Source organism: Bifidobacterium gallicum DSM 20093 = LMG 11596 (assembly GCF_000741205.1).
GTDB classification, from domain to species: Bacteria; Actinomycetota; Actinomycetes; order Actinomycetales; family Bifidobacteriaceae; genus Bifidobacterium; species Bifidobacterium gallicum.
This window is the reverse complement of sequence record NZ_JGYW01000001.1, coordinates 176,471-202,631: the sequence shown is the minus strand read 5'-3', so window position 1 is coordinate 202,631 and position 26,161 is coordinate 176,471. Positions and strand designations below refer to the sequence as shown.

The 26,161-nt window shown below is 59.9% G+C and carries 18 protein-coding genes, 1 tRNA gene and 1 pseudogene; 11 read left to right on the top strand and 9 right to left on the bottom strand.

Going from position 1 to position 26,161, the window contains the following annotated elements; genetic code table 11:
* Positions 1-308 precede the first annotated feature (308 nt).
* The 7 genes from BGLCM_RS00775 (at position 309) to BGLCM_RS00745 (ending at position 9,298) form a co-directional block, all read left to right on the top strand.
* Positions 309-2,573 carry a serine/threonine-protein kinase gene (locus tag BGLCM_RS00775; protein WP_006295673.1) on the top strand — a complete coding sequence of 755 codons (2,265 nt, stop codon included), beginning with the start codon at positions 309-311 and terminating at the stop codon, positions 2,571-2,573.
* A 181-nt stretch (positions 2,574-2,754) separates the two neighbouring features.
* Positions 2,755-3,762, top strand: coding sequence for a DsbA family protein (locus tag BGLCM_RS00770; RefSeq protein ID WP_044084357.1), 1,008 nt, complete (start codon positions 2,755-2,757; stop codon positions 3,760-3,762).
* A gap of 227 nt (positions 3,763-3,989) precedes the next feature.
* Positions 3,990-4,063 (top strand) — tRNA-Thr (locus BGLCM_RS00765).
* Positions 4,064-4,757: 694 nt separating this feature from the next.
* A complete protein-coding gene (locus BGLCM_RS00760) occupies positions 4,758-6,359 on the top strand; it encodes an aggregation-promoting factor C-terminal-like domain-containing protein (RefSeq protein ID WP_044084356.1) in 1,602 nt (533 codons plus the stop codon).
* A 151-nt stretch (positions 6,360-6,510) separates the two neighbouring features.
* Positions 6,511-7,398 (top strand): 16S rRNA (adenine(1518)-N(6)/adenine(1519)-N(6))-dimethyltransferase RsmA, encoded by an 888-nt coding sequence (gene rsmA, locus BGLCM_RS00755; protein ID WP_044084355.1) that lies wholly within the window; start codon positions 6,511-6,513, stop codon positions 7,396-7,398.
* 70 nt (positions 7,399-7,468) lie between these two features.
* A complete protein-coding gene (locus BGLCM_RS00750; protein ID WP_238548602.1) occupies positions 7,469-8,398 on the top strand; it encodes a 4-(cytidine 5'-diphospho)-2-C-methyl-D-erythritol kinase in 930 nt (309 codons plus the stop codon).
* 276 nt (positions 8,399-8,674) lie between these two features.
* Complete coding sequence (locus tag BGLCM_RS00745; RefSeq protein ID WP_006295660.1) at positions 8,675-9,298, top strand: LytR C-terminal domain-containing protein; 624 nt, start codon at positions 8,675-8,677, stop codon at positions 9,296-9,298.
* Positions 9,299-9,499: 201 nt separating this feature from the next.
* Here BGLCM_RS00745 and BGLCM_RS00740 read toward each other — a convergent pair.
* Positions 9,500-10,909: pseudogene (locus BGLCM_RS00740) on the bottom strand (CCA tRNA nucleotidyltransferase); the annotation flags it as partial.
* Between the two features lie 71 nt (positions 10,910-10,980).
* Here BGLCM_RS00740 and BGLCM_RS00735 point away from each other — a divergent pair.
* The 4 genes from BGLCM_RS00735 (at position 10,981) to trxB (ending at position 19,590) form a co-directional block, all read left to right on the top strand.
* Positions 10,981-11,685: an NUDIX hydrolase gene (locus BGLCM_RS00735; protein WP_006295658.1), complete on the top strand. Its 705-nt coding sequence runs from the start codon at positions 10,981-10,983 to the stop codon at positions 11,683-11,685.
* Positions 11,649-14,180 carry a DUF6049 family protein gene (locus BGLCM_RS00730; protein WP_148401420.1) on the top strand — a complete coding sequence of 844 codons (2,532 nt, stop codon included), beginning with the start codon at positions 11,649-11,651 and terminating at the stop codon, positions 14,178-14,180. The genes BGLCM_RS00735 and BGLCM_RS00730 overlap by 37 nt, the downstream gene beginning before the upstream one ends.
* On the top strand, positions 14,177-18,400 hold the full coding sequence (locus BGLCM_RS08595; RefSeq protein WP_052295134.1) for a murein biosynthesis integral membrane protein MurJ: 4,224 nt from the start codon (positions 14,177-14,179) through the stop codon (positions 18,398-18,400). Before BGLCM_RS00730 ends, BGLCM_RS08595 begins: the two co-directional genes overlap by 4 nt.
* Positions 18,401-18,639: 239 nt before the next feature.
* A complete protein-coding gene (gene trxB, locus BGLCM_RS00720; RefSeq protein ID WP_006295655.1) occupies positions 18,640-19,590 on the top strand; it encodes a thioredoxin-disulfide reductase in 951 nt (316 codons plus the stop codon).
* Positions 19,591-19,792: 202 nt separating this feature from the next.
* On the opposite strand, the gene BGLCM_RS00715 is transcribed toward trxB, so the two are convergent.
* The 8 genes from BGLCM_RS00715 to rpmH all read right to left on the bottom strand — a co-directional run bounded on the left by BGLCM_RS00715 (position 19,793) and on the right by rpmH (position 26,077).
* Positions 19,793-21,295, bottom strand: a complete 1,503-nt coding sequence (locus tag BGLCM_RS00715; RefSeq protein WP_006295654.1) for a ParB/RepB/Spo0J family partition protein — start codon at positions 21,293-21,295, stop codon at positions 19,793-19,795.
* 4 nt (positions 21,296-21,299) lie between these two features.
* Complete coding sequence (locus tag BGLCM_RS00710) at positions 21,300-22,244, bottom strand: ParA family protein (protein WP_044084419.1); 945 nt, start codon at positions 22,242-22,244, stop codon at positions 21,300-21,302.
* Between the two features lie 299 nt (positions 22,245-22,543).
* Positions 22,544-23,278, bottom strand: a complete 735-nt coding sequence (rsmG, locus tag BGLCM_RS00705) for a 16S rRNA (guanine(527)-N(7))-methyltransferase RsmG (protein ID WP_044084354.1) — start codon at positions 23,276-23,278, stop codon at positions 22,544-22,546.
* Positions 23,279-23,406: 128 nt separating this feature from the next.
* A complete protein-coding gene (locus BGLCM_RS00700) occupies positions 23,407-23,955 on the bottom strand; it encodes a Jag family protein (RefSeq protein WP_006295651.1) in 549 nt (182 codons plus the stop codon).
* Positions 23,956-24,117: 162 nt separating this feature from the next.
* On the bottom strand, positions 24,118-25,131 hold the full coding sequence (yidC, locus tag BGLCM_RS00695) for a membrane protein insertase YidC (RefSeq protein WP_006295648.1): 1,014 nt from the start codon (positions 25,129-25,131) through the stop codon (positions 24,118-24,120).
* A gap of 99 nt (positions 25,132-25,230) precedes the next feature.
* A complete protein-coding gene (gene yidD, locus BGLCM_RS00690; RefSeq protein ID WP_044084353.1) occupies positions 25,231-25,536 on the bottom strand; it encodes a membrane protein insertion efficiency factor YidD in 306 nt (101 codons plus the stop codon).
* Positions 25,537-25,556: 20 nt separating this feature from the next.
* A complete protein-coding gene (rnpA, locus tag BGLCM_RS00685; protein WP_044084351.1) occupies positions 25,557-25,919 on the bottom strand; it encodes a ribonuclease P protein component in 363 nt (120 codons plus the stop codon).
* A 23-nt stretch (positions 25,920-25,942) separates the two neighbouring features.
* The gene (gene rpmH / locus BGLCM_RS08190) at positions 25,943-26,077 is read right to left on the bottom strand and encodes a 50S ribosomal protein L34 (RefSeq protein WP_006295645.1); all 135 of its coding nucleotides are present in this window, start codon (positions 26,075-26,077) and stop codon (positions 25,943-25,945) included.
* Positions 26,078-26,161 lie beyond the last annotated feature (84 nt).

The following is a 26,161-nucleotide window of genomic DNA, read 5'->3' as shown; positions in this document are numbered from 1 at the left end:
TTTTGCGGCGCGAAAGTGCGGTTTTCCTGACCAGCCTGGTTGGGAGAGATGCACTTTTGGGAGGAAGGCGGGGTTTTCCTGACCAGGCCGGTACGGAGAGATGCACTTCCGGAGGCGTAACTGCGTTTTTCCTGACCAGACCGGTCAGGAGAGATGCAGTTTGTGGCGCGAAAGTGCGGTTTTCCTGACCGGGCTGGTCAGGGGAGGTGCGTTTATGGGATGGGAGTGGGTTTTGAGAGGCACATCCCCTTGGTTGCAAAATTCCCTTACTGGTAATTGGGCTGCGGCGATTGTTGCCCCTCGCTACGATGGGTCGCATGAGTGAATGGCATGCATTGAATCTTGAGCCCGGAAACGAGGTGGGCGGCTACGAGCTGATTTCCCGGCTCGGATCCGGCGCCATGGGTTCGGTCTGGAAGGTCGAGGATGGTGGTGGCAACGCTTATGCCATGAAGATCCTGTTGGACTCACTCAATGACGACCAGCCGTTGGCTGATGACCCCGACGGCAGGGAACGCATTACGGCACGCGAGCGCTTGCGTCGCGAAGCCATGGCATTGCGACGCATCCATGATCCGGGCGTATGCAGCATCGTCGATATGGAACTGGACGATTCACTCGCGTTCATTGTGACGGATCTGATTGATGGCCGCAATTTGCGTGATGATGTGAAAGTCAATGGGCCCTATGTGGGCCATGACCTGGAACGTTTGGCCAGCCGGCTGATCGCTGCGGTGCAGGCTGTGCATGATGCCGATATTGTGCATCGAGACATCAAACCCACGAACATCATGGTGTCGATGGCGGGTCCTGTGCTCGTGGACTTTGGCATTGCCATGGGTCAGGGTGAAAGCCATGTGACGCGCACGGGTCTGGTCATGGGTACGCCGGGATTCATTGCGCCTGAGATTTTGGAGGGTGCTGAATCCGATGCATTGACTGACTGGTGGTCGTTGGCTTCGGTGTTGGCGTTCGCGGCGACGGGTAGGCCCGTGTTTGGCGTGACGCCGATGGATGTGGTGTTGGCTCGCGAAGCTGCGGGCAATGCGGATTTGGCGGGTTTGCCGCCGCGCACGGTGGCTGCGTTCCGGGCCGCATTGCATCCCGACCGCTCACGGCGCATTGGTCCCGAAGAACTGTTGGCGGCCATTACGGCCGACGCCTGGTTAAGCGACGATGGGGACGGCGAAGGGGTGATGCTCCCTTTTGAGGCAGGTGCCGATGGCACCAATCCGCGTACATGTTGGGCTGGAACGAAGCCTGGTATGCGCGGTGCGCGATCTGTGGCTTCAGCGCCTCCAGCGCCACCACAGGAATCATCAATCAATGCCAGCGCGCCAAGGCGAGTGGCGGGAATGGCGACGCCCACACGGGTCATGCCGGCGGCGAGACAAGCGGATCGCCAGACGAGAGTCATGGCGCCAACGGGAGTTACTGCACAGCCGGGCGAAACAGCGTGGACGCAAGTGATGCGCGCGCCGTTGACAGCGCCGTGGCAGCAGACAGCAGGTGAGCCCACGCGACGGCGCGTTGAGCCGACGCATGATGGCGCCACAGCAATCATGCCCGCCGTAGTGCCGGGAACCGCAACGCCACCCGCCGCACGGCAAGCCGGCGCGGAGACGACGGTCATGGCCAACGGGCCGGCGGACGCGATGCTGCCCGGATTTGAGCCTGTGCAGCCGCACTCGATAGCGGACCGGAGCGCGCGGACGGATGGCGACGTCGGTGCGGCGAACGGTTTTGCTGGCATGCAGTACGGCGGGAACAACGCAGGCAATACAGGCAGTATGGGCAACGCAAGCACTGCAGATGGCGCGGACGGTGAAGACGGTGAAGACGGCGCGGCCATCATGCGTGGGCTGCCGTTGGGCTCTCCCGAACAGCTTGAAGCGGAGCAGGTCGCGAGGTTGCAGCGCGGCGCATGGTGGCCGCTGGCGGCGATCGCGCTAGTGACGGGCGTGCTGGCGGCTTCGCATCCTGCGCTGGCGGGTGCGGCCGGGAGTCTGATGCTGTGGCTGCTGGCCGCGTATGGACTCAACACGCGCAAACAAATCCAGCGTCAGGCGCGTCACGGCGGGTTGCGGCGCGGTACCGATGTGTTGCGGCGGCTGGCGACCTACCCTTGGCATCTGGTGCATGCGCTGCTGTTTGCCGTGCCTGCGAGTTTGCTGTTTGTGGCCGTGGCCGCTGTGGTGGGCATCGCGGGCTGTTGGGCGCTGCAGCTGCCATTGACGATGACACCGCTCAATGGCTGGCCGGCTGTGACGTTGCCGTTGCCAGCCGAGGCGCCGCTCTCGTTGTCGGGATTGGTGCTGGGCGCGGCGGGCGGCATTGGCTGGTTTGTGGGCGCGGCTGTGGGCGGCGGCAAGCTCGTGCGCCTGGCTGCGGGCACGATGGCATCGCATACGGTCTGGAACGTGCCGCAACGGCATGCAGGCATGGCGTGGCATACGCGCATTTTGCTTGGCGTATGGATCGTGCTGCTGGCGCTGGCTTCGCTATGGCTTGCCACGTCGAATCCGATTGACTGGGCGCCACTGGGTGCCGCCCTGCAATGGAATCAGTGGTAGCGACCAAGCGACCATATGCCTTTCCTGTTCCCGTGAACACTGGCGCAGCCATGGTTGAGCGCTGGCGCGGGTTGTTGCGTTCGCGAACGGCCATATTGGTTGCCTGCGGTCATGGATAGCATGGAAGCAGACTGCCCCGGCCATGACCGGAGCCAATACCAATGAGGAAAGGACACGTGGGATGGCCCAAAACGGCAAGAACACGGAGCGGCGTGCAACGCGCGCCGAGCGGCGCGCCGCCGAACAGGCGCAACGCAAGGCCCGTGAAGAACAGGCGGCCAAAGAACGCAAGCAGCAGACCATTGTGGGGATTGTCGTCGCTGTTGTGGTGATCGCATTGCTGATTGTGGCAGGCGTGGCAGTGTATAGGAACTTGCACCCGGCTGATTCGCAATCCTCGACTTCCACGGCCTCCACCAAAGAGGAGGCATACAACGCGTTGCAGAATGTCAGCACGAAGCCCAAATATGCCGACGACCAAGGTGGCATCCTCATGTCGAAGGACGGCTACGGCAAGAAGGTGGCGGATGCCCCGACTATCGGCATCTACATGGACTTCATGTGCCCGGGTTGCGGCAGCCTCAACCGCAACCTCGACCAGGACCTTGAAAAGATGATGAAGGCCGGTCAGGTCAACCTGGACCTGCATTTCATGTCGTTCATGGACCGGTTCAGCACCGACGAATATTCAAGCCGTGCCGCCAACATGGCGCTGTATGTGGCCGACCATGACGATGATCCCGAACATTTGCTCGCTTTGATGACGAACTTCTACAAGTCCGATTTCCAGCCGGAAGAAGGTTCGGGCTACGAACCCGTGTCGAACAAGCAACTCGTGGAGCAGGTGGAATCGGCCGGCATCGACCATGAAATCGCTGAAGCGGCGGCGCAGCGCGGTTATGACGCATGGCTGTCTTCAGTCAACACCTATACGCCGATGCGCGAAGAGCTGTGGAATGTGTCAGGCAGCCTCAAGGGGTCCATGACTACGCCGACCGTGACGATCAATGGACATTTCTGGGATATGAATACAGCCTCTGCTTCCACAGCATCAATGACGGAAGCGTTCTTGAAAGCCATCGGACTTCCCGCCGACAAGGTCGGTGTGGCTGGCGTGATGCCGTCGATTGGCGCCAACGGCGCACCGCTGACAGGTTCGGACGACACTGCCTCGTCCGGCGACAAGTAACAATCTGCTAACAATCAGCACGACGCATGTCCGCGCGAGAGCCTACGTCCCGCGCGGGCGCGCACGACAGGCGCGACGTGCCTGACGCGTTTGCACTCGTCGCGCATACTGGTATGCTGGTGATTCGTTGCCAGTGAACTGCATTTTGCGAAACGGCGCATGCAGTGCACAATGGAACGTGGCGCAAGCCATGCTGCGGATTTGATTCGCGGCATGTGCCGCTGATTGCCTCCTTAGCTCAGATGGCCAGAGCGGCCGCCTTGTAAGCGGCAGGTCGTCGGTTCGATCCCGACAGGAGGCTCTTGTACATCATGTGTGCAGCGCTTTGCAAACGCACGGGTTCATGCCCCCTTAGGCATGCCGGAAACCGACCCCGCAGGCCGGTATACGCGTTGAAGAGCGGCGCTCCATAATGTACAATAATTATGCCAAAACATTACGGAGTCATCCGTATCGATCGACTTACCACTGAGTAAGAGATCAGGGGCATCCCCAAACCATGGGACCCTGATCCAGACGAGGCATCCCCCCAACCAGCCTCGTCTGACGGGGGCGGGAATATCCCCTTCTCTCTCGCCCCCTTTTTCTTTTGTTTTCTAACGGGTCCCGAGGATACGCGCCAGAGACGTACCTCGAGGACCTTTTTTTATTTTTCTGGTCGCGACTTAGGTCCCCATGCGCCATGTGGTGCGCGATACATGGCGTTCCGAAGCTGCCCCCCTACCGAGCGTCCAAGGATCCCCATAACCCGTCTTAGATTTGGTCGACAAGCACGCCGCAAGCATCGTTGTACGACACTCTTCCCGAATCCGGGTAGAAGCTTACGTAAATTTCCACATTTTCTACTGCAAATGTGGTAGTCGACTTGTATGCATGATGTTGCGTGATAGTGCGATGATTTCGCGAACTACCTCTATGCAGATGCATACGCCATGTGCAAGGATGGAGAGGGATTTGGATGCCGCTTGGCGTGGCGCCAGTCACAGGAGGATCTCATGGCGAAAAGTTGGTCACCACACCGTTTGACAGTGTTGCGGCGCATCCGCGTGGCCACTGTGGCGGTAGCGGTGACATTGGCCTCATGCATAGCGTTTGGCGTGAGCACACGCAAAGCCGTGGCGTTGAGCGTCAATGGTGAAACCACGCATGTAACAACCTATGCGACGAGCATCTACGCGTTGCTCGAAGAGCAGGGCATCCAAGTCAAGACGCACGACATTGTCACGTCTGACTCGCCAGATGGTTTGGTCGATCATGCCACCATCACTGTCAATAGCGCTTACCAAACGACGATTTCGATTGACGGCCAGGAAGTGCCGTTCTGGACTGTAGCCGACAGCGCCGAACAGCTGATTGGCTTCTTTGAAGCCAACAACGTGGACGCGTCACGCATCAGCGTGGACATCAACAACATCTACAACCGACTCACGGGCGGCATTGTGATCAACGCCAACGGACCCGTCACCGTCATTGCCGACGGTAAAAGCTCCATTGTGGAGAACGGTAATCTGCCGGCCGCGTCGATTCTTGATGCGAAGGGCATCACGTTGGGCAAAGAGGACCGCGTCAGCGTGCATAAGGATGGTACGACGACCATTTTGCGCGTGGAACGCGTGACCCATGACCAGATCGAGGAACACGAGCCGATCGCCTACCAGACGCGCACAATCGTGGATCCCACATTGCAACCGGGGCAAACGCGTGTGGAACAGCCTGGCGTGGAGGGCGAGCGCACCACGACCTATCGCGTGACCTACGTGGATGGCCATGAGGAAAACCGTACCGTGCTGTCGCAACAGATTACGAAGACGCCGATTGACGCGATTGTGGCCATTGGCCCTGAACCGGAACCTGAGCCGGAACCGTCGCCGTCGGCTAGTGACAATACCAGCGGTGACAACGGCGACAACAGCAATAGCAACGACACTGCTGAGGCTGACGGCAACGGCACCGATACAGGCAACACCCAAAGCAGCACTGGCGAGAACAACACTGACGACAACAACGACGGAACGTCAAACACGCCAGATGGTGACGACCAGGATAATCCATCACCGCAGGCAACGCCCACACCGTCGCAGTCCGCCACTTCCGCGCCTGAACCGAGCGCCTCGCCCAGTGCAACGACCAAGCCGACACCGACGCCCACACCTACGCAGACGGCCACGCCAAAGCCGACACCGACAACACCCGCGAAACCCACGCCCACGCCGCAGCCGCAACCGCAGCCATCGGACCCGGATGCGCAGGCGCGTGCTGGCAGCCGCTTGTTCCGACCTTCGGTCAGTGCCGCCCAAGCCTATGCGGCTGGAGCTGCTGCGCAACGCGGTTGGACGGGTAAAAACTGGAGCGACCTCGTGCAATTGTGGAACCATGAGTCGGGCTGGCGTTGGAACGCGCAAAACCCCACAAGCCCGGCCTATGGCATTCCGCAATGCTATTTCCCCGAAAATATGGCGGCGTATGGCAAGTATTATCGTGACGACGCGGCCGCCCAGATTGATTGGGGTCTGGCATACATCGCCGGACGCGCCGACTACGGTTCGCCATCCAAAGCATGGCAGCTGTGGCAAAGCCGCAATCCGCACTGGTACTGATCGTCCGTTCGCTGCAAGGCATGCCAAGGGCCTCTCGGCAGGCGTGGCCTGTACTAGATTGAATCGTGGTGGCTGATGGGTGCAGGGCCTATGGGCAGCCTCTGCGGAAATCAAAAAAATAAACCAGTTCAACAAGTGCCAAAGGGAGAGTATGAACGACGAAACGGGCAGGTTGCTTGGAGCGGCGGATATTCGCGCCATCGCAGCGGACGCGGGCATCAGCCCGACGAAAAAGTTTGGGCAGAACTTTGTGATCGATCCGGGCACCGTGCGCAGGATTGTGCGCGAAGCGGGCGTGGGGGCCGGCGACCGCGTGCTTGAGGTGGGGCCCGGACTTGGTTCGCTGACGCTCGCGCTGCTCGAGACGCGTGCGCACGTGACAGCCGTCGAAATCGACCCGCCTGTGGCCGAACGGTTGCCGCGCACGATTGGCGAGTTTATGCCCGACGCGCTCGACCGATTCCGCGTGATCAATGAAGACGCGCTCAAAGTCAGCGCGGCCCAGCTGCCTGAGTTTGCTGACGGAGAGCCGTTCACGCTCGTGGCCAACCTGCCGTACAACGTGGCCACGCCGATTGTGTTGACGCTGCTCGAGCGATTCCCCAACCTGACGAAGTTCCTCGTGATGGTGCAAAAAGAAGTGGCTGACCGTCTGTGCGCGGATCCGGGGTCGAAAATCTATGGCACACCCAGCGTGAAGCTCGCCTGGTACGGCACAGCCGAACGTGCGGGACTTGTGGGACGCAACGTGTTTTGGCCAGCGCCGAACGTGGACTCGGCGCTCGTGCTGTTTGAACGTGCCGAGGGTGGTGACGTGACGGCCAACGGCGCTTACGGAACGGACGTGGACCGCGCATTCGTGTTTGAACTGATTGACGCGGCGTTCGGGCAGCGGCGCAAAACACTGCACGCGGCACTGAAAAAGCAAGTGCCTGCAGCGGCGTTTGAGCGCGCCCAGATCGATGCGACGCGGCGCGGCGAAACATTGACGATCGGCGAGTTTATCCGGCTCGCGCAAGCCGTGCGCGACGTGCAGTAGAGCCATGGGCAGTAGCACCACGGGCAGCAGGCCCACTGACCGACAGATCGCTTTGATGGGGAGTAATGTTATGAACGTTGACATGAACCTGCGCGACCGCACGCGGGGATTGGCCGTACGCGTGGACGGACCGGCGAAAACGAATCTGACGTTGCATGTGGGGGCGCGGCGTGAGGAGTGGGGCGGCCGGCACGAGCTCGACACGGTGTACTGTGCGCTCGGCATTTATGACACGGTAACGGTGGCGGCCAAACAACCGGGCATCGGGTTTTCACTCGACATTACTGGGCGCCATCTGGGCGATTTGGCGTCGTCTTCGGCGGATTTGCGGCGCAACCATGCCGTGCTCGCGTTGTTCGCGCTGGCCGAGGCGGCCGGGCGCGAACCGGACGTGTCAATTCGCATTGACAAGCGCATTCCGGTGGGCGCAGGCATGGGCGGCGGTTCAGTCGACGCGGCTGCGACACTGCTCGCGCTCAACGAGCTGTGGGGGCTCAACTGGTCGATTGACGAACTGCAGCCCGTGGCCGCGCAACTTGGCGCGGATATGCCGTTCTGTCTGGCAGGCGGTTACGCGCGCGGTACAGGGTTCGGTGAACATATTGAGCCGCTGGATGCCAATAGCGACCTTGTGCGGGAGCTGCGCGAGCAAGGATTCGCGGGCGAAGTGGTCGTGGCCGCATACCGCGCGGAATTGCCGACGCCCGAGGTGTACACGTCGTTTGATGTGCTGGGCGGCGACGGGTTCAACGATCTGCAGCGCGCGGCTGTGTCACTGCATCCGCGTTCGGGTCAGGCCATTGAGGCCGCGCTGGCGGCTGGAGCCACGCAAGCGTTCGTCTCGGGATCGGGGCCGTCGGTCGTCGCGTTTGTGCCGAACGCGGCTGTGCGCCAAGCTGTGTGCGACGCGTGGCGTACGGGCAATCTGGCTGACCGCATCATCATGGCCACAGCGCCCGCATATCCGATCATTCATCGCGATGTGCCGGTAGATAATTGAGATGACGGTGAGTGAAGTGACGGTGAGTGAGTTGACACTAAGTGAGCTGGGCGGTGACTGACCTGACCGCAACCGCACCGGCAAAACCGAACAACTCTGGCGTGGGTCAGCTATAGCCGTTACAGTGGCATATGACATATGTGCCCTCCGGCTACTGCGCTGATGCAACCCGCACCCCGCGCACTACCGTTCGCAGGGCAACGCGCCACATCAGCAACGTGCAACGTGCAGCAACGTCACTAGAGCAAATAGAGCAAATAGAGCAAAGGAAGGGCAATGGCTCAAAACAGCGAAGAACCCATGGCTCGCCAGACTTACATGCGCCACCGCCAGACCGTGGTGTTCACGGTCATCGGCGCCGTGCTGGCCGTGGCGCTGTTCATCTCTTGCCTGTTCGTGTTCCATGTGGGCGGTCTGGGCGTGTCCAAAACGAGCGCCACGCTGCCCAATTACGGCCAGCAGGTACCCTGCGTCTCGCCGGCCGCCGATGGCAGCAAACCCAAATACATGGAGAACAAGGCCGTGTCGGTGGAAGTGCTCAACGGCACGCAGTTCACGGGGTTTGCGCAGGCCGTGGGCCAGGCGTTGGAGAACCGCGAGTTCGTTGTCAAGAACATCGGCAATTACTCGGGCGGCAGCCAGGAACGCACGCAAATCAAGTTCGGCCGTAACGCGATTCCCGAGGCTTACACGTTGGCCAGCAATTTCACTGACGCGCAGCTCGTGATGGACGACCGTCAAGACAAGCTCATTGACGTGGTGCTCGGCGACACGTTCAAAGACTTGCGTGACGAGGCCGACGTGCCCAAGACCGGCAAGGAGATCCCGAACATTGAAGGCTGTCTGGCCGTTGACCAGCTCAAGAACGTGCCGAAGGCACCTGAGCATGACGCGGCCTGAGCGCTGCTGACAACGGATACTCAAGTGCCGCCCACCTCGGAAGTTTCGAGGTGGGCGGCACTGTTATGAGACCGGCGTTACGCCACCGACTCCCGCGTTACCGCTTACCGGGTTGCGCCGTCAATTATTGGTATTGCTATTTCCGTTATCGCCACCATCGCCGCTGGCACCATCAGTCTGGCCGTCGCTAGCACCACCATTGAGCTCGTCATACCAACGATGCAATTCGGCCAGCGCCGTCTCATGGTCCACGGGGCCGTTGTCAAGCCGGTACTCAAGCATGTGCTTGCGCGCCAGGCCCACCATCTTGCCGGGTTGCAATCCCAGTTCGGCCATGATTTCGTCGCCGTTGAGGTCCGGGCGGATCGCGTCGATGTCTTCTTGCTCTTTGAGCCGAGTCACACGCGCTTCCATCTCATCCATCGCATGCGCGAACATCGCGGCCTTGCGGCGGTTTTGCGTGGTCGCATCAGCGCGCGTCAGCCGGTTGAGCCTGTGGTAGAGGTGGCCGGCGTCCTTGACATAGCGGCGCACAGCCGAGTCGGTCCACGGTTCGTCCACATAACCGTGGAAGCGCAAATGCAAATCCACGAGTTCGCTGACGTCATCGACCAGATGATGGTCGAAGCGCAATGCGCGCAAGCGTTTGCGTGTGAGTTTGGCGCCGACGGCATCATGGTGGTGGAAGCTGACCTTGCCACCCGGCTCAAACCGACGTGTTTTCGGTTTGCCAATGTCGTGCACAAGGGCCGCCAAACGCAACGTCAGGTCAGGGCCTGGCACGGGGCCGTCCGGGCCTGTTTCCAACGCCACGGCACGGTCGACCACGATCATCGTGTGTTCGAACACGTCCTTGTGACGGTGGTGTTCGTCAATTTCCAGTTGCAATGCCGGGATTTCGGGGAACACGATGTTCGCGAGTCCTGATTCCACAAACGCTTCAAGCCCTAGGCGTGGACGCTCCGACAGCAGCAGCTTCGTCAGTTCGTCGCGCACGCGTTCAGCGGACACAATGTCAATGCGGTCGACCATGTCGGTCATCGCTTCGGCCGTTTCGGGAGCGATGTGGAATCCGAGTTGGGCCACAAACCGCACGGCGCGCATCATGCGCAACGGATCGTCGTCAAACGATTGGCGCGGATCGACAGGCGTGCGCAGCACTTGCTTATGCAAGTCAGATGCGCCGCCGAACGGATCGACGAATTCCAGGTCGGGCACGCGCAACGCCATCGCATTGACTGTGAAATCACGGCGCGACAGGTCCCCTTCAAGCGAATCGCCATAATTGACTTCGGGCTTGCGTGAATCGGGATCATACACGTCGGAACGGTATGTGGTCACTTCCATTTGCACTTCGGTGCCATCGTCACGACGCCGCAATGCGCCGAGTGTGCCGAACTTGCGTCCCATATCCCAAAAACCGTCTTTGCCATATCGACGCAAAATCGGCTCAAACTGCTCCGGTGTGGCCGATGTGCAAAAATCCAGATCATGTGAGGGACGGCCGAGCAATAGGTCACGCACAGGCCCCCCGACCAATGCGAGCTCGTAACCCTCCTGAGCGAACAGTCGTCCCAATTCAATGGCTTCAGGCCATACTTCGAAGTCCACGCCAACCCTTTCCGGCTCGTTCTTTCTGCCCTTCAAGCATACCGTCACCCCACCTGCACAGGACCTTGAGTATGGTGGGAAGCATGGTAACGCCGGCTGATGTCGCTCGCATGCATGCACATGCGGCGACCAGCCATGCCCAAAATCCGGACGAGCCAGACAAGCTGCTCTACACCTCGCAAGCCGGTGAAACCGAGGTGAAGGCCACAATTCCGTTACCTTCCGACCTTGCCGCACGCTTGCGCGCCGAAGAAGCCCAGCATAATCCCACACCAGCCATGATGCCGCCCAGACGCATGGGCGACCGGCCGGCCAAGTTCGCCTCGCTTGACGCCCAGGATCTGCCGGTGGTGCGTGAATATTCAGCAGGCGGCCTCGTGTTCGACGAGCATGGACGCGTCGCGATCATTGCGCGCCATTCGCGTAGCGGGCATCTTGAATGGTGTCTGCCCAAAGGCCATATTGAAAAAGGGGAAACACCACAGCAGACGGCTGTGCGTGAAGTGCATGAGGAAACAGGCATCCTTGGCGAAGTCGTCGATTCGATCGCCACGATAGACTATTGGTTCACAGGTACGAGCCAGCGCGTGCACAAATTGGTGCACCATTTTGCACTGCGGCAGATTGGCGGGGAGCTCACGGTGGACGGCGATCCCGACCATGAAGCCGAAGACGCCATTTGGGTGGACTTCGCGGATCTCGATGATGTGTTGAGTTACCCCAATGAGCGTAAGATAGCGTGGCTGTACGCAAGGAAACTCAACAGACAGGCATAACAACCGTGGACCGACCTTCAGCCAAGCCAATCAAGCCAATGAAGCCGGCCAACACAGCCCATGCGACCGGCCTGGCCGAGGCAAGCGGCACAGGCGGCACGCAAGCGCATGCTGGCCACATGGCCGCCCCGTTGATGCGTGCCTTGGCCGCCGTGCTGGCCATGATGGTGGCGACAATGCTCGCTTGGGTCCTGCCTTCATCAGCCGCAGCGCAAGGCACGCAAACAGCCAACAGCGACACTACCAACGCAGACAGCAACACCAACGGCATCACACAACCCGAGGATGGCGCAAACGCCAACACGTCCGCCGTTTCGGTCAGCATTGACGCGATGAGCGCCATCATCACGCCATCATCAGGCGTGCATCTGCAAGCCACAATCACGAACGACACCGACGCCACGTTGCCTGCCGGCACTTTGCGGCTCATGACGAACACCATGCACGCGTTCGTCTCACGCACCGACATCCAGGAATGGGCCCAAGGCACAGCGCCAATCCCGACTCCCGACGAACTCGGCGCCACCAACGTCGCCACTGTGCCGGCCCACGAGCGCCGCACCGTATCAATCACCGTGCCGTCCGACAGCGACGCGCTGCAAGCCATGACGACATGGGGACCACGTCCCGCAGCCGTCGAGTATGAACCGAACGCGGACGAGCTTGACGAGCAAAACGCGGCACTGCTCGCGCTTGCAGGCGTGCCCAACAACGGTGCCGTACGCGCTACCACGTTCCTCACGCGCTCGCAAGACGGCGTGGTCAGCGCCAACACACCCAAGCTTGACTTGACGGTCGCGATGCCCGTGACGACCAACGCGTGGACACTCGACTCCACTGCGCTCAAATCGTTGATTGCAACGCCTGCACGTGCCACCAACGCCACCGCCACCAATAACGCCAACAACACCAACTCAGGCCCCAACGGCATCGACAGCACGGGCAGCATGGCAAACTCCAGCACGCCGTCCGCTTCCGCCCCGTCCACTTCGCTGGCCACACTCACCGACGAGGCCGCCCAGCAGATCCGCGCCAAAAACCAGTTGTCCGCGAAGTATCCGCAGCTGCAGCTCGTCAGTGACCCGCAAGTGTTCTCGTTATTGCGCACGCCGCATGCGTCGGCGCTCATGCAGCCCGCCAATTTCGATATCACGGCCTTTGCGGCCGTCAATGACTCCTCGCTCTACAAGCAGGCCGGCATCGCCATGTCGGCTTGGCATGCCGACACAGCCACGCGCGCGTATCGCCAGGTCATGGGCGATGAGCAGGCCCAACGCCCTGTCGTGGCTTGGCAAGGGAACGCCAATTGGACGCTGGCGGCGCTCAACACGGCGCGCCAGCAAGGCTATGGCATGGTCATCGCGACGCACGATTTTGATATGGAAGACTCGTCCACCGTGCACACGTCCATTTATGACGTTCCCACGGACGCCGGTTCCGTCAAGGTGCTCGCCGCGCAGAGCGTGCTCTCGCGTTTGGCATCCGGCCACGCCACGTCGCCCCAAGCTTCCGCTGAGCGCACCACGGCCGGTCGCGTGGCCCGTTTCGCCGCGCAGAGCGCGTTCTATCAGATGGAACAACCGTATTTGCATCGTCATTTGTTGGCGGCCATGGACGCGTCGACCACGGCCGACGAAGCCGGCGCGCTGATGGCCGCGTTGGCCCACGCGTCGTGGCTAAATCTGACCGATTTGACCTCGCTGGCTGCCGTCGAGCCCACGGCTTCAGCTGACGAGGCCGCCGCGCTCGCGCCGCAAGATCCGGGGCTGGATTGTGCGACCGTCACGACAGCGCTCTCCCAGCTCGGCTACAGCCGCAAACGCATCCAGCATTTCCTCGACACGATCATGCAATCAGGTTCGTCACCGTCCGCGGGTGCTTCCTCCGATGATCATGATGATTCCTCACCAAGCCCCACAACCGATTCCACCGCCGGATCATCCACGAACGAAACTACGGGCGTGCAAGCCTGGGGCCGTTCATTGCTCAACGCGCATGATGGGCTCGCACTACTCGCGATGTCACCTGCGGCCAAGCAGCGCACCACGCTTACGCAAGCCGGCCAGCAACTCGCCGACGCGTTGTATGCAGCCGTATCGATTTCAAGTTCCGACAGCCTCATGGTGGTCAGTGAAACAGCCAGCCTGCCCGTGACTGTGTCGAACGCACTGCCCTATGCCGTGCATGTGCGCATCAGTTCAATCACGGATTCGATGGAACTCGTCACCTCACGGTTCGCTGAAGTCAACGTGCTGCCCAAATCGGAAGCGCAAGTCACGTTCACCGTGCGCGCCAGCACAACGGGCACAGCAATTGCCAAAGTGCAGTTGCTCGGCATGGACGGCCTGCCGTTCGGTGCCGCACACACCACCACAATCACGAGCGCACTGCGGTTGAGCGACAAAAGCGGCATCGCATTCGTAGCGGTCGCCGTGCTGCTCGGCGTCGTAGGGCTTTGGCGTCAATTTCACAGGAAGAAAGATGGGGACCAATGAGCGCAGAAGCATCGAGTCTGGGTCGTAATTCACTAATCATGGCCTCGGGCACGGCTGCTTCCCGTATCACGGGTCAGCTGCGCACCATTTTGCTTGCGGCCGCTGTGGGCACCACAGGCATCGCGGCAAACGCCTACCAAGCGGGTTCCATGATCCCGCAAGTCATTTACACGCTCGTATCAGGCGGCATTTTCAACGCCGTACTCGTGCCGCAGATTGTGCGCACGCTCAAACACAAGGACGCCGAACGCCGTCTCAACGCGTTAATCACCTTCGCCGTGGTGCTGCTTGCCGGCGTCACACTGCTGATGATGCTGGCCACACCACTGCTGTCGCGGCTCTACGTCAACGGTTCCGAAGGCATGATTGCGTTGACGAACGCGTTCACACTCTGGTGCATGCCGCAAATCTTCTTCTATGGCCTCTACACGGTGATCGGCCAAATCCTGGCCGCAAAAAACCATTTCGTGACCTACGCGTGGAGTTCCGTGGGAGCCAATGTCATCTCCTGTTTGGGATTCATCGCGTTCATCGCGATGTTCGGGCATACGAACGAGGAATCACTGGCCTTCTGGACACCAGACAAAGTCGCCTTGACGGCCGGCGCATGGACATTGGGCGTGGCATTCCAGGCCCTCGTGCTGTTCATACCGCTCGTGCGCATCGGCATCCGCTACCGCTGGCATTGGGACATCCACGGCATCGGATTGCGTTCAATGGGCCCCGTGGCCGCATGGAGCCTGCTGATTGTGGTCATCGACCAGATCGCCAACGTGCTCAGCACACGCATGACAACCTCGGCGCCACACGTGGCACAGGAAACCATGCATTTGAGCCAGCTCGACGTGGCAGGCAACGCGACCTACCAAAACGCCTACACGATCTACATGCTGCCCTACTCGCTGATCGCCGTATCAGTGGCCACCGCCGTGTTCCCACTGATTTCCAACGCCGTGGCCGAACACAACATCGCAGCCGCGCGTGAAGAGCTCAGCAACTCGCTACGCAACGTGGGATTGCTCATGTTCTTCTTCACCGCCGCGTTCATTGTGATGCCACTGCCCATGATCCGCGCGCTGCTGCCCTCGGTGCCCGTGCCCCAAGCCATACTGATCACGGGACCGCTCATGGCGTTGGCGCTCGCACTGCCCTTCGCCTCAGCGTATCTGATCATCCAGCGCACGTTCTACGCGTTCGAAGACGGACGCTCACCATTCCTGTTCATGGCGCTCATGCTCACGTTGCAACTGACCGCCATGTACATCGGACAGGCGCTGCTGCCGCCAACGCATTGGGTCACCGTGCTCGGCTTGTCTGGCAGCATCGGATACATACTCTCATTCATTCCGCTCGTAATCATGCTGCGCAAACGCTTCAACGGCAACCTGGACGGCAAACGCATCGCATTGACCTATGGCAAATCGTTCGTGGCGATGTGCGCGGCCATTGTGGTGGGATTGAGCCTGACCAACCCGATCTACCATCTGCTCGGCATCCACCTTGACGGCGGCAACGGATCCATGAGCTGGTTCCAAGCAATCATCGCCTGCTGCCTGTTTGGCATCGTGCTGCTCGTCATCTATGTGGTCATGCTCTGGGCGCTACGCTGCGACGAACTCGCGAGCGTGCGCGCTATGCTTCTACGCCGCATTGGCAAAGGTGCAAAAGCCACTGAACAAGCCACAGAAATCAATGGAATACCCGACGCGGACCAGCAGGTGGGTGACGTGCCGATTGAACCCGCGCAAGACCCTGCACCAGAAAATGAACTCGACGCTCGCCAAGAGCATGACACGGGCAGTCTCGCCGGTAGGATTTCAGCAGAGGGCAATGAAGGGCGGCTCAACGTCACCAACGCAACAACAGCCGCAAAACCTGACCCGGGCCAGGCCGTGCACCCGACGCGGCCGCAAGGTGAAGCAGAGGACACAATGAAACCCCATCTGGGAGATACGGTTCTGAATCGCTATACGCTCGTCTCGCCGTTACGCGAGGAGCCGGGCCTGCAAGCGTGGAAAGCCAGCGATCGCGTGCTGTCGCAGGATTGCCAGCTGTTCCTGGTCAACAACGCGGCCGTGCTGCCGGGCACGAATGCGCTCGCGGGATTCCTGGCGCGCACGCGTGACCCGCGGTTCACGCCCGTGCTGCAGTTGCAGCATGTGGGCCGCATCGCGCTCGTCGTCACCCAGCTCGACCCGGGCCTGTCCATCAGTGAATACGTGAGCAAGCCCGACACACCGCTGAGTTATGAAGGCATGCGCACGGTCATTGCCGAAGCTTGCACCGCGCTGCGATACCTGCACAAGCAGCACCTGACGCATTCGGCCATTTCTACCGACACCGTGCGCGTGACGAGGAACGGCGTGCAGATCGCCGACGCTCCCGTATGCTCGGCGTTGGCCGACACTTCAGGTTCCCAACCCGGCATCACTGATGAACAACTCAGCGTGAACCAGCTTGCCGATGTGCTCTACGGCATGTTGACGCGCACGCCGAGCATGGCAAGCCTTGGCCAGCGTTCGCTGAGCAAGCTGCCGGCCGGATGCCCGGATGAATTTGCCGTGATCTGCAAGCGCGGTCTGAACCTGTCGCAAGATGGCACGCCAACCGTGCCGCTGCTGACGCTGACCGAGCTTGAATTGCTGCTGGGACCGCACAAGCCGTGGCATTCGCTGACGCGCGAGGATCTGCATGTGTCATCGCATGATGGCGCGTGCTCGATTGTGCGGGCGGCGATGAAGCCGGCGATGCCTGCCGAAATCCTGCCGCTGCCCGACGATATCGCCTCATCACAGACGTTGCCGCAGCTTGATTTTGGTGATACGCCACTGCCTGATCCGGCCGAGATTGAAGCGCGCCGTGAAGAGCAACGCAAAGCGCAGGAGCAGGCCGCGGCGGCCGACAACTCGTTCCGCGCACTGTGGGCCACGAGCAAGGCGCTGATGAACGGAACGGGTGACGGCGAGGAATCATCGGGTGATGAAGTCAGCCCGCGAGACGCCACCGAAATGTTCAGCGCGTTTACGGACGCGACCGACACGTATGCGCCGATGCAGCCCAACCGCATGACGACGCCCATGGATGTGAGCGCGTTGCGCCATGGCCGCCATAGCCTGGAATCGCTGGCCGGCACGGGCGAGATGGAAAGCGTGGACCAGACCGTCGTGGCTGGAAGCGCGAGCGCTATGCGCAATGCTGGAGTCACAGGCGCTGTTGGTGTTGCGGACGCTGCTGGTGTTGCGGGCGCAGCTGGAGTTGTTGGCGCGGCTGATACGGCTGACATGGCTGACATGGCTGACATGGCTGATACGAACGGGACTGCGACGCGCTTGTCTGCTGGGATTGTGGGCGCAGGCGCGGGCATTGCGGGCGCTGGAGCAGCGTCTGGAGTGTCGGATGCGGCCCTCGGCAATACCACGCATATGGATCCGATCCGTACCGATGCCGCGCGTACGAGCGCGGGCGCACAGGTATCCGGTCAACCGCCTGCTGGGACGCCGAACGCTACGGCACCCTCGGAGTTGACGCCTGCGCCGGTGGCGTTGCCGCCAAGTTTTGCGCCGAAGTCACGCATGACGCCGAAGAAGCAGGAAAAACCGCAAGAGAATGCTGCCAAACGGAAGAAAGCCAAGTCACCAGTGGGCGGGCGCGTCATTGCGATTGTGGCGGCCGTGCTCGCGCTGGGACTGGCGATCGGGTTCGGCGTGCACGCGTTGACGACAGGACGGGTGCCGTTCCGCACAGAAGAAGGCAACAACCCGTGGCCGACCTGGAACTCGGACGATGTGCCATTCGGTGACCGTTCGGGTGCCGAAGTGCCGCAAAACAATGATCAGCGAGCAAGTTCACCGACGCCCACACCATCGCAAACCACGCAGGAACCGGAGAACACCACGGCGTATCCAGTGGCTTCGCAGCAGTTCCTTGACCGTCCCGACGGCCAGCAGGGCTTTGGTTACTATTTGCGCCTGGATGCACCGCACAAGGTCTCTAAAGTCGTCATCACGATCAAATCGTCGGGCGGTCATGGCCAGATTATTGTGAACTCGCCGGGCAACCCCACACAAGGCCAGCAAGCGGCGGACTTCACCTTCGCCGATGGCGGCACCACCGAGGTCAAGCTCAACAAGGCCGTAGACACGCAAGACGTGCTGCTGTGGGTGCCGATTGACTCGTTGCCGGGTGGGCAGCTGTACATCGAATCGATGCAGGTGTTCTAAAGGCGGCGATGCTGCGCTGCATAAGGCGAGGTCGCAGTTTTTGAGACAAGCCGGGACGGCACGTGGCCGTCCCGGCTTGTGTTGTGTGTTGTATGGCGTGCTGCGTCTGGTGGCGATTTGACTCGATTCGCTGTTGATTGCTTGTAGTCTGTACGGTTCAATTGCGGTCCGCTGTGTGGCTCGCTGAGCGCGCGGTGAACAGCATGCACGGGGGGCTGTGGGCCACCTAAAGTGGGACCATGGCAGAAACACGACATGTGATTATTGTGGGCTCAGGCCCCGCAGGCTACACGGCGGCCATCTATCTGAGCCGTGCAGGACTCAAACCGCTCGTTATCGCCGGTGCGTTGACGCCTGGCGGACAGCTGATCAACACGAGCGAAGTCGAAAACTTCCCTGGCTTCCCCGACGGCATTCTTGGTCCTGACCTGATGGAAAACATGCAGCGGCAGGCTGAGCGTTTTGGCGCCGAAATCGTATTCGATGACGTGATTGACGTGGCGCTCGACGGCACCGAGAAAGTCGTGCGTGTCAGCGGTGGCGACGAATTCCGCGCGCGGGCGCTGATTGTGGCCACAGGAGCGAGCTATCGCCATCTTGACGTGCCGGGCGAAGAGGAATACGGCGGACGTGGCGTCTCCTACTGCGCCACATGCGATGGCTTCTTCTTCCGCAACAAGCCGATTGTGGTGGTTGGCGGCGGCGATAGCGCGTTCGAGGAAGCCCATTTCTTGTCTCGCTTTGGTTCGTCAGTCACGCTCGTGCATCGCCGCAGCGAGTTCCGCGCGTCAAAGATCATGGTTGACCGCGCGATTGAGAACCCGAAAATCGACATGGTGCTCGACTCGGTGGTCGAATCGGTCAATGGCAACGAGAACGGTACGGGTGTGGAGTCCGTTACGGTGCGCAATGTGAAGACCAACGAATGCACAACGCTGCCGGCCAACGGCGTGTTTGTGGCCGTCGGCCACATTCCGCAGACGGGATTCCTGGGCGGCCAGCTGCGCGTTGACGAGCGCGGCTATATCCTTACGGATGGCGCTTCCACGCGCACGAGTGTGCAAGGCGTATTCGCCGCCGGCGACTGTGCCGACCCCGTCTACATGCAGGCCATTTCGGCCGCAGGCATGGGTTGCCGCGCCGCCCTCGACGTGCAGTCCTACCTCGAAGATGCACCGTTGGGCCAGTGAGCTTAGCTGGGCCTGCGACCCCAACCAGGTCCACAAGCGCGCCACTGCCCCACCAACCCGCGTCTTCGTCTTCTCCCCTCATCCGTGACGTGGTTGCACCAGCCCGGCGAACATAAGAAAAGGCCACAAATCCAGGTAGATTTGTGGCCTTTTCTCTATCAAGCTGGTAAAGATTCCCAGCTGGAAGCCAGGCGCTGGGCGACTACTCGGCCTGCGTGGTCATCAGCAGGTCGACGATGCGCTCCATTTCTTCGGGGCTTGAGAACACGATTTCAATGCGTCCATGCTTTTGGGAGCCCTTGATTGAGACCTTCGTGGCGAAACGCTGTTCGAGGTTCTGCTGGATTGGTGTGCCGGCCCACAGGTTGTTGCGGTTCGTCTTGTGCTTGCGCACGCCTTCACCGTCGGCCGTTTTCGCAGCCATCGAGACGATTTCCTCGACGCTGCGCACCGACAGGCCCTCTTTGATGATGCGTTCGGCCAGTTTGACCATCTCATCGTCGTTGGGCAGTCCGAGCAGCGCACGCGCATGGCCGGCCGACAGTTCGCCCGCCACCACATGCTTCTGCACGGCGCCAGGCAAGTTCATCAGGCGTAGCGTATTGGCAATCTGCGGTCGCGATTTGGACACTGATTTGGACAGTTCAAGCTGGGTCAGGCCGAACTCGTCGATCATCTGCTGGTATGCGGCGGCCTCTTCGAGCGGGTTCAGCGCCACGCGATGCAGGTTTTCGAGCAATGCGTCGCGCAGCATGTAGTCGTCGGCCGTCGTCTTGACAATGGCCGGAATCGTCGTCAATCCCGCCAGCTGCGTGGCACGCCAGCGGCGCTCACCCATGACGAGCTCATATTCGCTGTCCAGACGGTCCGCAAAGCGGTCACCTGCCTTTTGATCCGTTTCTGCCTGTGCGAGACGCTCACGGGCCTGCTCAATCTGTTCTGCGGGACGTTTGCGCACGACGATCGGCTGCAGCACGCCGACTTCCTTGATTGACTTGGCCAGTTCCTCAAGCTCGCCATCGTTGAATGTGATCCGTGGCTGATGCAAGTTCGGTCCAATGTCCGAAACGTTGAGTTCCACCAGGTACCCGCCCTCAACAGGCTTGAGTTGCATGGCTGCGTCGGCATTGCGTTCCCGCGCGTCGGCTGCGGCCTCGCGCGCCGCTTGCGTGAGCTTGGGGTTAATCGGCGAGCCGTCAAAGAACATGTCGCTCGGATGCTGCGTGCTCGCCGAGACGGAAGGCATCACGGCACGCCCGCGACGCGCTGGCTTGACTTTGGTGCCCTGTTCTGTTTCACGCGATGTTTCATGGGAAACAGGTTTCACATCGAGTTTATGTTCGGCCGCTTCGACCGTCAGCGTCATCGGTTTGGACAGTCGCGACACGGTTTCCGCATTGCGCGTCATCTCACCCATCGACGGGATCGTCGAGCTCAACGGCGAGACAACTCCGTCCGATTCCGTTGATTTCCGCGGTTGCGACGTGGCCGCCGCATCCTCACCGGTCGCCACCGTGCTCGCCGAGGCCTTCTTCGTGGCAGCCTTCTTGGCTGAACCAGTGCGCTCAGGCTTCGATTGCGCTTGAGGTGTCGCCGGTTGTGCCGGCTCAGCAGGTACGGCTACGGTCTGCTCAAGTTCGTTTTCTTCAGGCAATGACGGGAACAATGCGCCTAAACCACGTCCAAGCCTTGATTTTCCTGCCATCTGTTCAGTCCTCGCTCTTCCTGGCACGCAATGTGTTAAGTACCACTTCCGACCGTTCGTTGATTTCCAGCGCGGCCTCACAATATGCGATGGCGCCCATGCCTTTCGCATCGTAAGTGACCACGGATTGGTTGAAGCTTGGCGCTTCCGAGATTTTGACAGTACGTGGAATGACGGTGTTGAGCACAATCATCGGGAAGTGCGATTTGACTTCCTCATAGACTTCATGGCTCAGCAACGTGCGCTTGTCAAACATCGTCACGAGCATCGTGGACACAAGCAACGTCGGATTGTAATGCTTCTGCACAAGGCTGATCGTGTTGATCAGCTGTCCCAAACCCTCAAGCGCATAGTATTCGGCTTGAATCGGAATCAGCATCTCATTGGCTGCGCACATCGCGTTGATCACGAGCAAACCAAGGCTTGGCGGGCAATCGATCATCACATAGTCGTAGTGCGTTTCGGATTGCGCCAAAAACTCATCAAGCTTGTTGCGCATCAGATTGTTGCGGTTCGGCATATCGGCCAACTCAATGTCGGCACCCGAAAGATCAATCGACGCGGGCACGACCTGCAAGTTCTCAAAGTCCGGGCAGGTTTGCATGACTTCAGCGATGCTGCTACGGCCTTCAATCACGTCGTAAACAGACGCCACACCCGACGTGTGCTTGACACCCAACGCCGTGGAAGCGTTGCCTTGCGGATCCATGTCAATGACGAGCACATTGAGACCGCCCTGCGCCAATGCCGCAGCCACGTTCACCGTGGTCGTCGTCTTGCCGACGCCGCCCTTCTGGTTCGCCACAGCGATGCGCCGCGTTTGGCGTGGATGCGTGTATGTGGCATGGCCGAGCTGCTCAAGACGGGTGGATTCATCGGCAATTTCCGCTCCGACCGAGGAACCGCCATCGGCAAAAATACGCCGAATGGTTTCGGTGGCATTTTCCATGCCCAAGGTCTCAGGGTCATTCCCTTGTTCGGTCACGAAGCCGTCCCTCCTCATAGATAGATGGTGTCAAGTTTCATCGTTTGTATGGACTTTATCAGTTATCCACATTTGCCTGTGGACAACTGTGGATAACTGGTGGGTACCGTTATGCACAACGCTTGCCGAATGCGGTGTTCTATGATTAATAATCGCTGTCATTTCAACGGTTTTCGCCATCACCCCACGCCTGCTTACCGCAATGTGCATAACTTACTCCAGTTATCCTCACGCTGTGGATAACCTGTTGGCAACGTCATGCATCAACGCCGTTTACTACCCCGTTTCGAGACAATGACCACATGGGTGGGCTCCAGGCCATCAGCCACAGGAGCCTCAACAACGCACGGATGCACACCATCGACCTTCGCGATCTGCTTGGAGGCTTTGTCGATTTCCGTTTGGGCTGACCGGCCTTTGAGCGCAATAAGCTCACCGCCAGTGGCCACAAGCGGCATCGTCCAAGCAGCCAATTTGGTCATCGGTGCCACGGCACGGCACGTGACAACGGTAAACGGATGGCGGATTGACTCGGTCACTTCAGCGGGCACGGGAGTCTTCGATTTGCGGCCATGTGCAAGCTCCAATGCGCCAATCGCTTCTTCAGCGCGCGCACGCACGACCACCGTGTTATTGAGCTCCATCGTTTCGATGCATTCATTGAGCCACACGCAACGGCGCTCCATGGGTTCAATCAGCGTGAACCGCGCCTCAGGCAGCATGGCTGCCGCCACCAACCCAGGGAATCCGCCACCGGAACCGACATCGGCCACAGTCTTGAACTGCGCATGATCAAACGCTTGACGCATGAACGGCACGACGGCCGCCGAATTGAGCAGATGGCGCTCCCACAAAATGTTCTGGTCGCGCGGACCAATCAGGCCACGCTCCTCGCCTTCCGCCTCGAGCTTGGCATAGAACGCCTGCAATTTGGGCAGCGCCGGACCAAACACATCGGCCAGCAGCGCCGAATCCCGCAGTTCATCATCCTCGGCCATAACCGGCCCCTTTCCGCTGTAATACCAACCGCGCAACAATGGGGCCCGCGCCACAAGCGCAAGCCCCATTCATCAGTTTCATCAGTCTTCAACGCGAGGTGATGCCCACGGCACCGCCAAGCCTCGGATCATTCTTCGACGAACTCCTCGTCGATGTCCTCGTCAATCTCATCCTCAGCGTTCTGATTCTGCTTGAGATAGACAGTCACATAACGGTTCGGCTCTTCACCATGCGAGCGCGACTTGAGACCCTCATCGCGCACCACATCGTGAATGACCTTGCGTTCAAACGAGTTCATCGGCTTCAAGTCCACAGGCTCACCCGTTTCCTGCACCTCGTCCACAGCGTCAAGCGCCATGTCGCGCAGCTGCTGACGCTTACGCTTGAGGTAACCGTCCACATCCACGATCAGATGCGAACGCTCGCCGGTCTCCTGCTGTACAGCCAAACGCGTCAACTGTTGCAGCGCGTCCACGACTTCACCGTTACGGCCAATCAGATGCTTGATGTCGGTATCGTCATCGGCCACGATCTGAATCATTGGACGTCCATTGCGGATGCCCAGTTCAATATCCCCTTCATAGTCAGCGATATCAAGCAATCCCTCAAGGTAGTCGGCAGCGATGTCGGCTTCCTCGTTGAGTTGCTCGAGTGTACGTTCCTCATCTTGTGCCATGAGAAAACTCCTTGATTCCTTACCCACGTCTTACACAATCAACCCCAGTGTAGAGCAACGGCTCTATCAGGGCATGCGTCATTCCATGCCACAATACTGAAAAGAGCCGATGACGCTATGGCCATCGGCTCTTATGCGCGGTGTATTGTGCCGCGTTGCGTGTTATTTCTTCTTGCGGTTCTTGCGCTTGGGCTGCTCACGTTGGAAGCCCTTTTCGAGACGCTCAGCTTCGGCTTGCTTGGCGCGTTCGAGTTCTTCTTCCTCGAGTGAGAGACGGCCTTCCTTGGCGCGCACACGGTTTTCACGGTCGTGGTCGCGCTGCTTCTTGGCCTCGGCAGCCGGGGAGCCCGGCGTCGGGAACTCATGTACCTGCCACACGGAGCGCAGCAAGTTGCAGATGTTGTTCGTCAACCAGTAGACGAGCACGGCGAACGGCATGGCGATACCCGAGAAGATGTACATGATCGGGAAGCCCCAGAGCATGACCTTCTGCATGGTTTCGGTCTGCTTGTTCATCGAAGCGGCCGCCGTGTTGTGCTTCATCGTGTAACGCTGCATGAACCACAGGCAGAAGCACATGGCCGCCACGAACAGGCCGATGACGACTTTGCCGCCGACCATGGTGCTCGGGTCGGTGAAGCGTGTTTGCAGGCTGATGCCGAAGAAATGCGTATCCGCGAACTGCTTGGCCGTGGCCTGGTCAAAAGCGCCAAGCGTGTCACGCTTGCCGATGGCGATGTACGGGATGGCCGAGAGCACATAGAACATGCACATGAACACAGGGCCCTGGATCAGCATCGGCAAGCAGGAACCGGCAGGGTTCACGTGGTTGTCTTGATACAGCTTCATCATTTCGCGCTGCATCGCGTCTTTGCTGGCCTGATCCGTCTTGCCCTTGTATTTGTTCTGGATCTTCATCATCTTGGGCTGGATGGCCTGCATGTGGCGCATCGACTTCATCTGCTTGTAGAACAGCGGGAAGATGCAGGCCTGCACCACAAGCACGAGGAAGATGATCGACAGTACCCAGGAAGCTCCGACTTGGGGCATGCCAATAAACGTCAGGAACTCATGGAACAGGTTCATGATCCACGTCATGAGCCATTCAATTGGGGTCAGCAGCTTGTAGAGCCAACCCCAGAATCCGCCATCAAGCAGGAATTCTTGGTTATTCATTCGGGGTCTCTTCTCCTTGAGATGGGCCGCGCCTCATCGAGCAATCACTATTCGATGGGCAGGTGAGTCGCCAATGCCGCCGATGCGTGGCGTTGGCCGTCAATCGTCTTCATTCCCGTGTGAAGCCGGGGGTATCGTCGAATCGGTCCAATAGCGCGGTTCTTCATACGCTTTGGACCAACGGAACCGATAGAACAGCGAAAAGCGCTGCGGCACATCATCGACGCCACCATCGCTCCACGGGCGACATCGTAGTAATCGCAAAGCCGTGAGCATGCCGCCACGGATTGCGCCGAAGCGTTCGATGGCTTCAATCGCATAGTTGGAACAGGTCGGCCAATAACGGCAACAGGGCGGGGTGGTCGCGGAGATGCGACGTTGATACCAACGTACACCCCGGACCATCACCCGCCCTGCCATGGAGGTCACTGTTGCTCCATCTGTTGCGCTATGGCCTTGAACAGCTTGTGGACTTGCAAGTCCAATGATTGGAACGATGCATGTGCAGCACTCGGCTTGGCGCGCATGACGACGTCGCATCCCAACGGGAGCACGTCTTCGTACGTACGGGCCAGCACGCGGAAACGCCGTTTCACTGCATTGCGCACCACTGCATTGCCCACTGATTTCGACACAGCCAGGCCCAAACGCCTCGCTGGTGCATCAGCCTGGAGCTGCGGATGCGTCGGGCGCATCCGATAATGCATTACCAGATCATGCGACGACACCTTGTTGCGACGTCGTTGTAACACGGCGACGAACTCTTGATGACTTCTGAGCCGTTCCAACTCACACTTCGCTGTATGGAAAATCAGGCGGACAGAGCCTTGCGGCCCTTGGCGCGACGACGATTGATCAGAGCGCGGCCTGCACGAGTGCGCATACGAGCGCGGAAGCCGTGCTTCATGTGGCGACGACGGTTGTTAGGCTGGAATGTCCTCTTCATAGTTATGCTCCCGGTTAGTTTTAGCCATGCTGACGCACGGCTCCTCATGAGTCAAGCTCTCCTAACCTACCCCTACCTCTACCC

What these genes read in the sequence shown, in the direction of transcription:
- BGLCM_RS00775 (WP_006295673.1), top strand. Translation starts at nt 309, where the DNA reads ATGGGTCGCATGAGTGAATGGCATGCATTGAATCTTGAGCCCGGAAAC.
- BGLCM_RS00770 (WP_044084357.1), top strand. Translation starts at nt 2,755, where the DNA reads ATGGCCCAAAACGGCAAGAACACGGAGCGGCGTGCAACGCGCGCCGAG.
- BGLCM_RS00760 (WP_044084356.1), top strand. Translation starts at nt 4,758, where the DNA reads ATGGCGAAAAGTTGGTCACCACACCGTTTGACAGTGTTGCGGCGCATC.
- rsmA (WP_044084355.1), top strand. Translation starts at nt 6,511, where the DNA reads ATGAACGACGAAACGGGCAGGTTGCTTGGAGCGGCGGATATTCGCGCC.
- BGLCM_RS00750 (WP_238548602.1), top strand. Translation starts at nt 7,469, where the DNA reads ATGAACGTTGACATGAACCTGCGCGACCGCACGCGGGGATTGGCCGTA.
- BGLCM_RS00745 (WP_006295660.1), top strand. Translation starts at nt 8,675, where the DNA reads ATGGCTCAAAACAGCGAAGAACCCATGGCTCGCCAGACTTACATGCGC.
- BGLCM_RS00735 (WP_006295658.1), top strand. Translation starts at nt 10,981, where the DNA reads ATGGTGGGAAGCATGGTAACGCCGGCTGATGTCGCTCGCATGCATGCA.
- BGLCM_RS08595 (WP_052295134.1), top strand. Translation starts at nt 14,177, where the DNA reads ATGAGCGCAGAAGCATCGAGTCTGGGTCGTAATTCACTAATCATGGCC.
- trxB (WP_006295655.1), top strand. Translation starts at nt 18,640, where the DNA reads ATGGCAGAAACACGACATGTGATTATTGTGGGCTCAGGCCCCGCAGGC.
- BGLCM_RS00715 (WP_006295654.1), bottom strand. Translation starts at nt 21,295, where the DNA reads ATGGCAGGAAAATCAAGGCTTGGACGTGGTTTAGGCGCATTGTTCCCG.
- BGLCM_RS00710 (WP_044084419.1), bottom strand. Translation starts at nt 22,244, where the DNA reads ATGGAAAATGCCACCGAAACCATTCGGCGTATTTTTGCCGATGGCGGT.
- rsmG (WP_044084354.1), bottom strand. Translation starts at nt 23,278, where the DNA reads ATGGCCGAGGATGATGAACTGCGGGATTCGGCGCTGCTGGCCGATGTG.
- BGLCM_RS00700 (WP_006295651.1), bottom strand. Translation starts at nt 23,955, where the DNA reads ATGGCACAAGATGAGGAACGTACACTCGAGCAACTCAACGAGGAAGCC.
- yidC (WP_006295648.1), bottom strand. Translation starts at nt 25,131, where the DNA reads ATGAATAACCAAGAATTCCTGCTTGATGGCGGATTCTGGGGTTGGCTC.
- yidD (WP_044084353.1), bottom strand. Translation starts at nt 25,536, where the DNA reads ATGGTCCGGGGTGTACGTTGGTATCAACGTCGCATCTCCGCGACCACC.
- rpmH (WP_006295645.1), bottom strand. Translation starts at nt 26,077, where the DNA reads ATGAAGAGGACATTCCAGCCTAACAACCGTCGTCGCCACATGAAGCAC.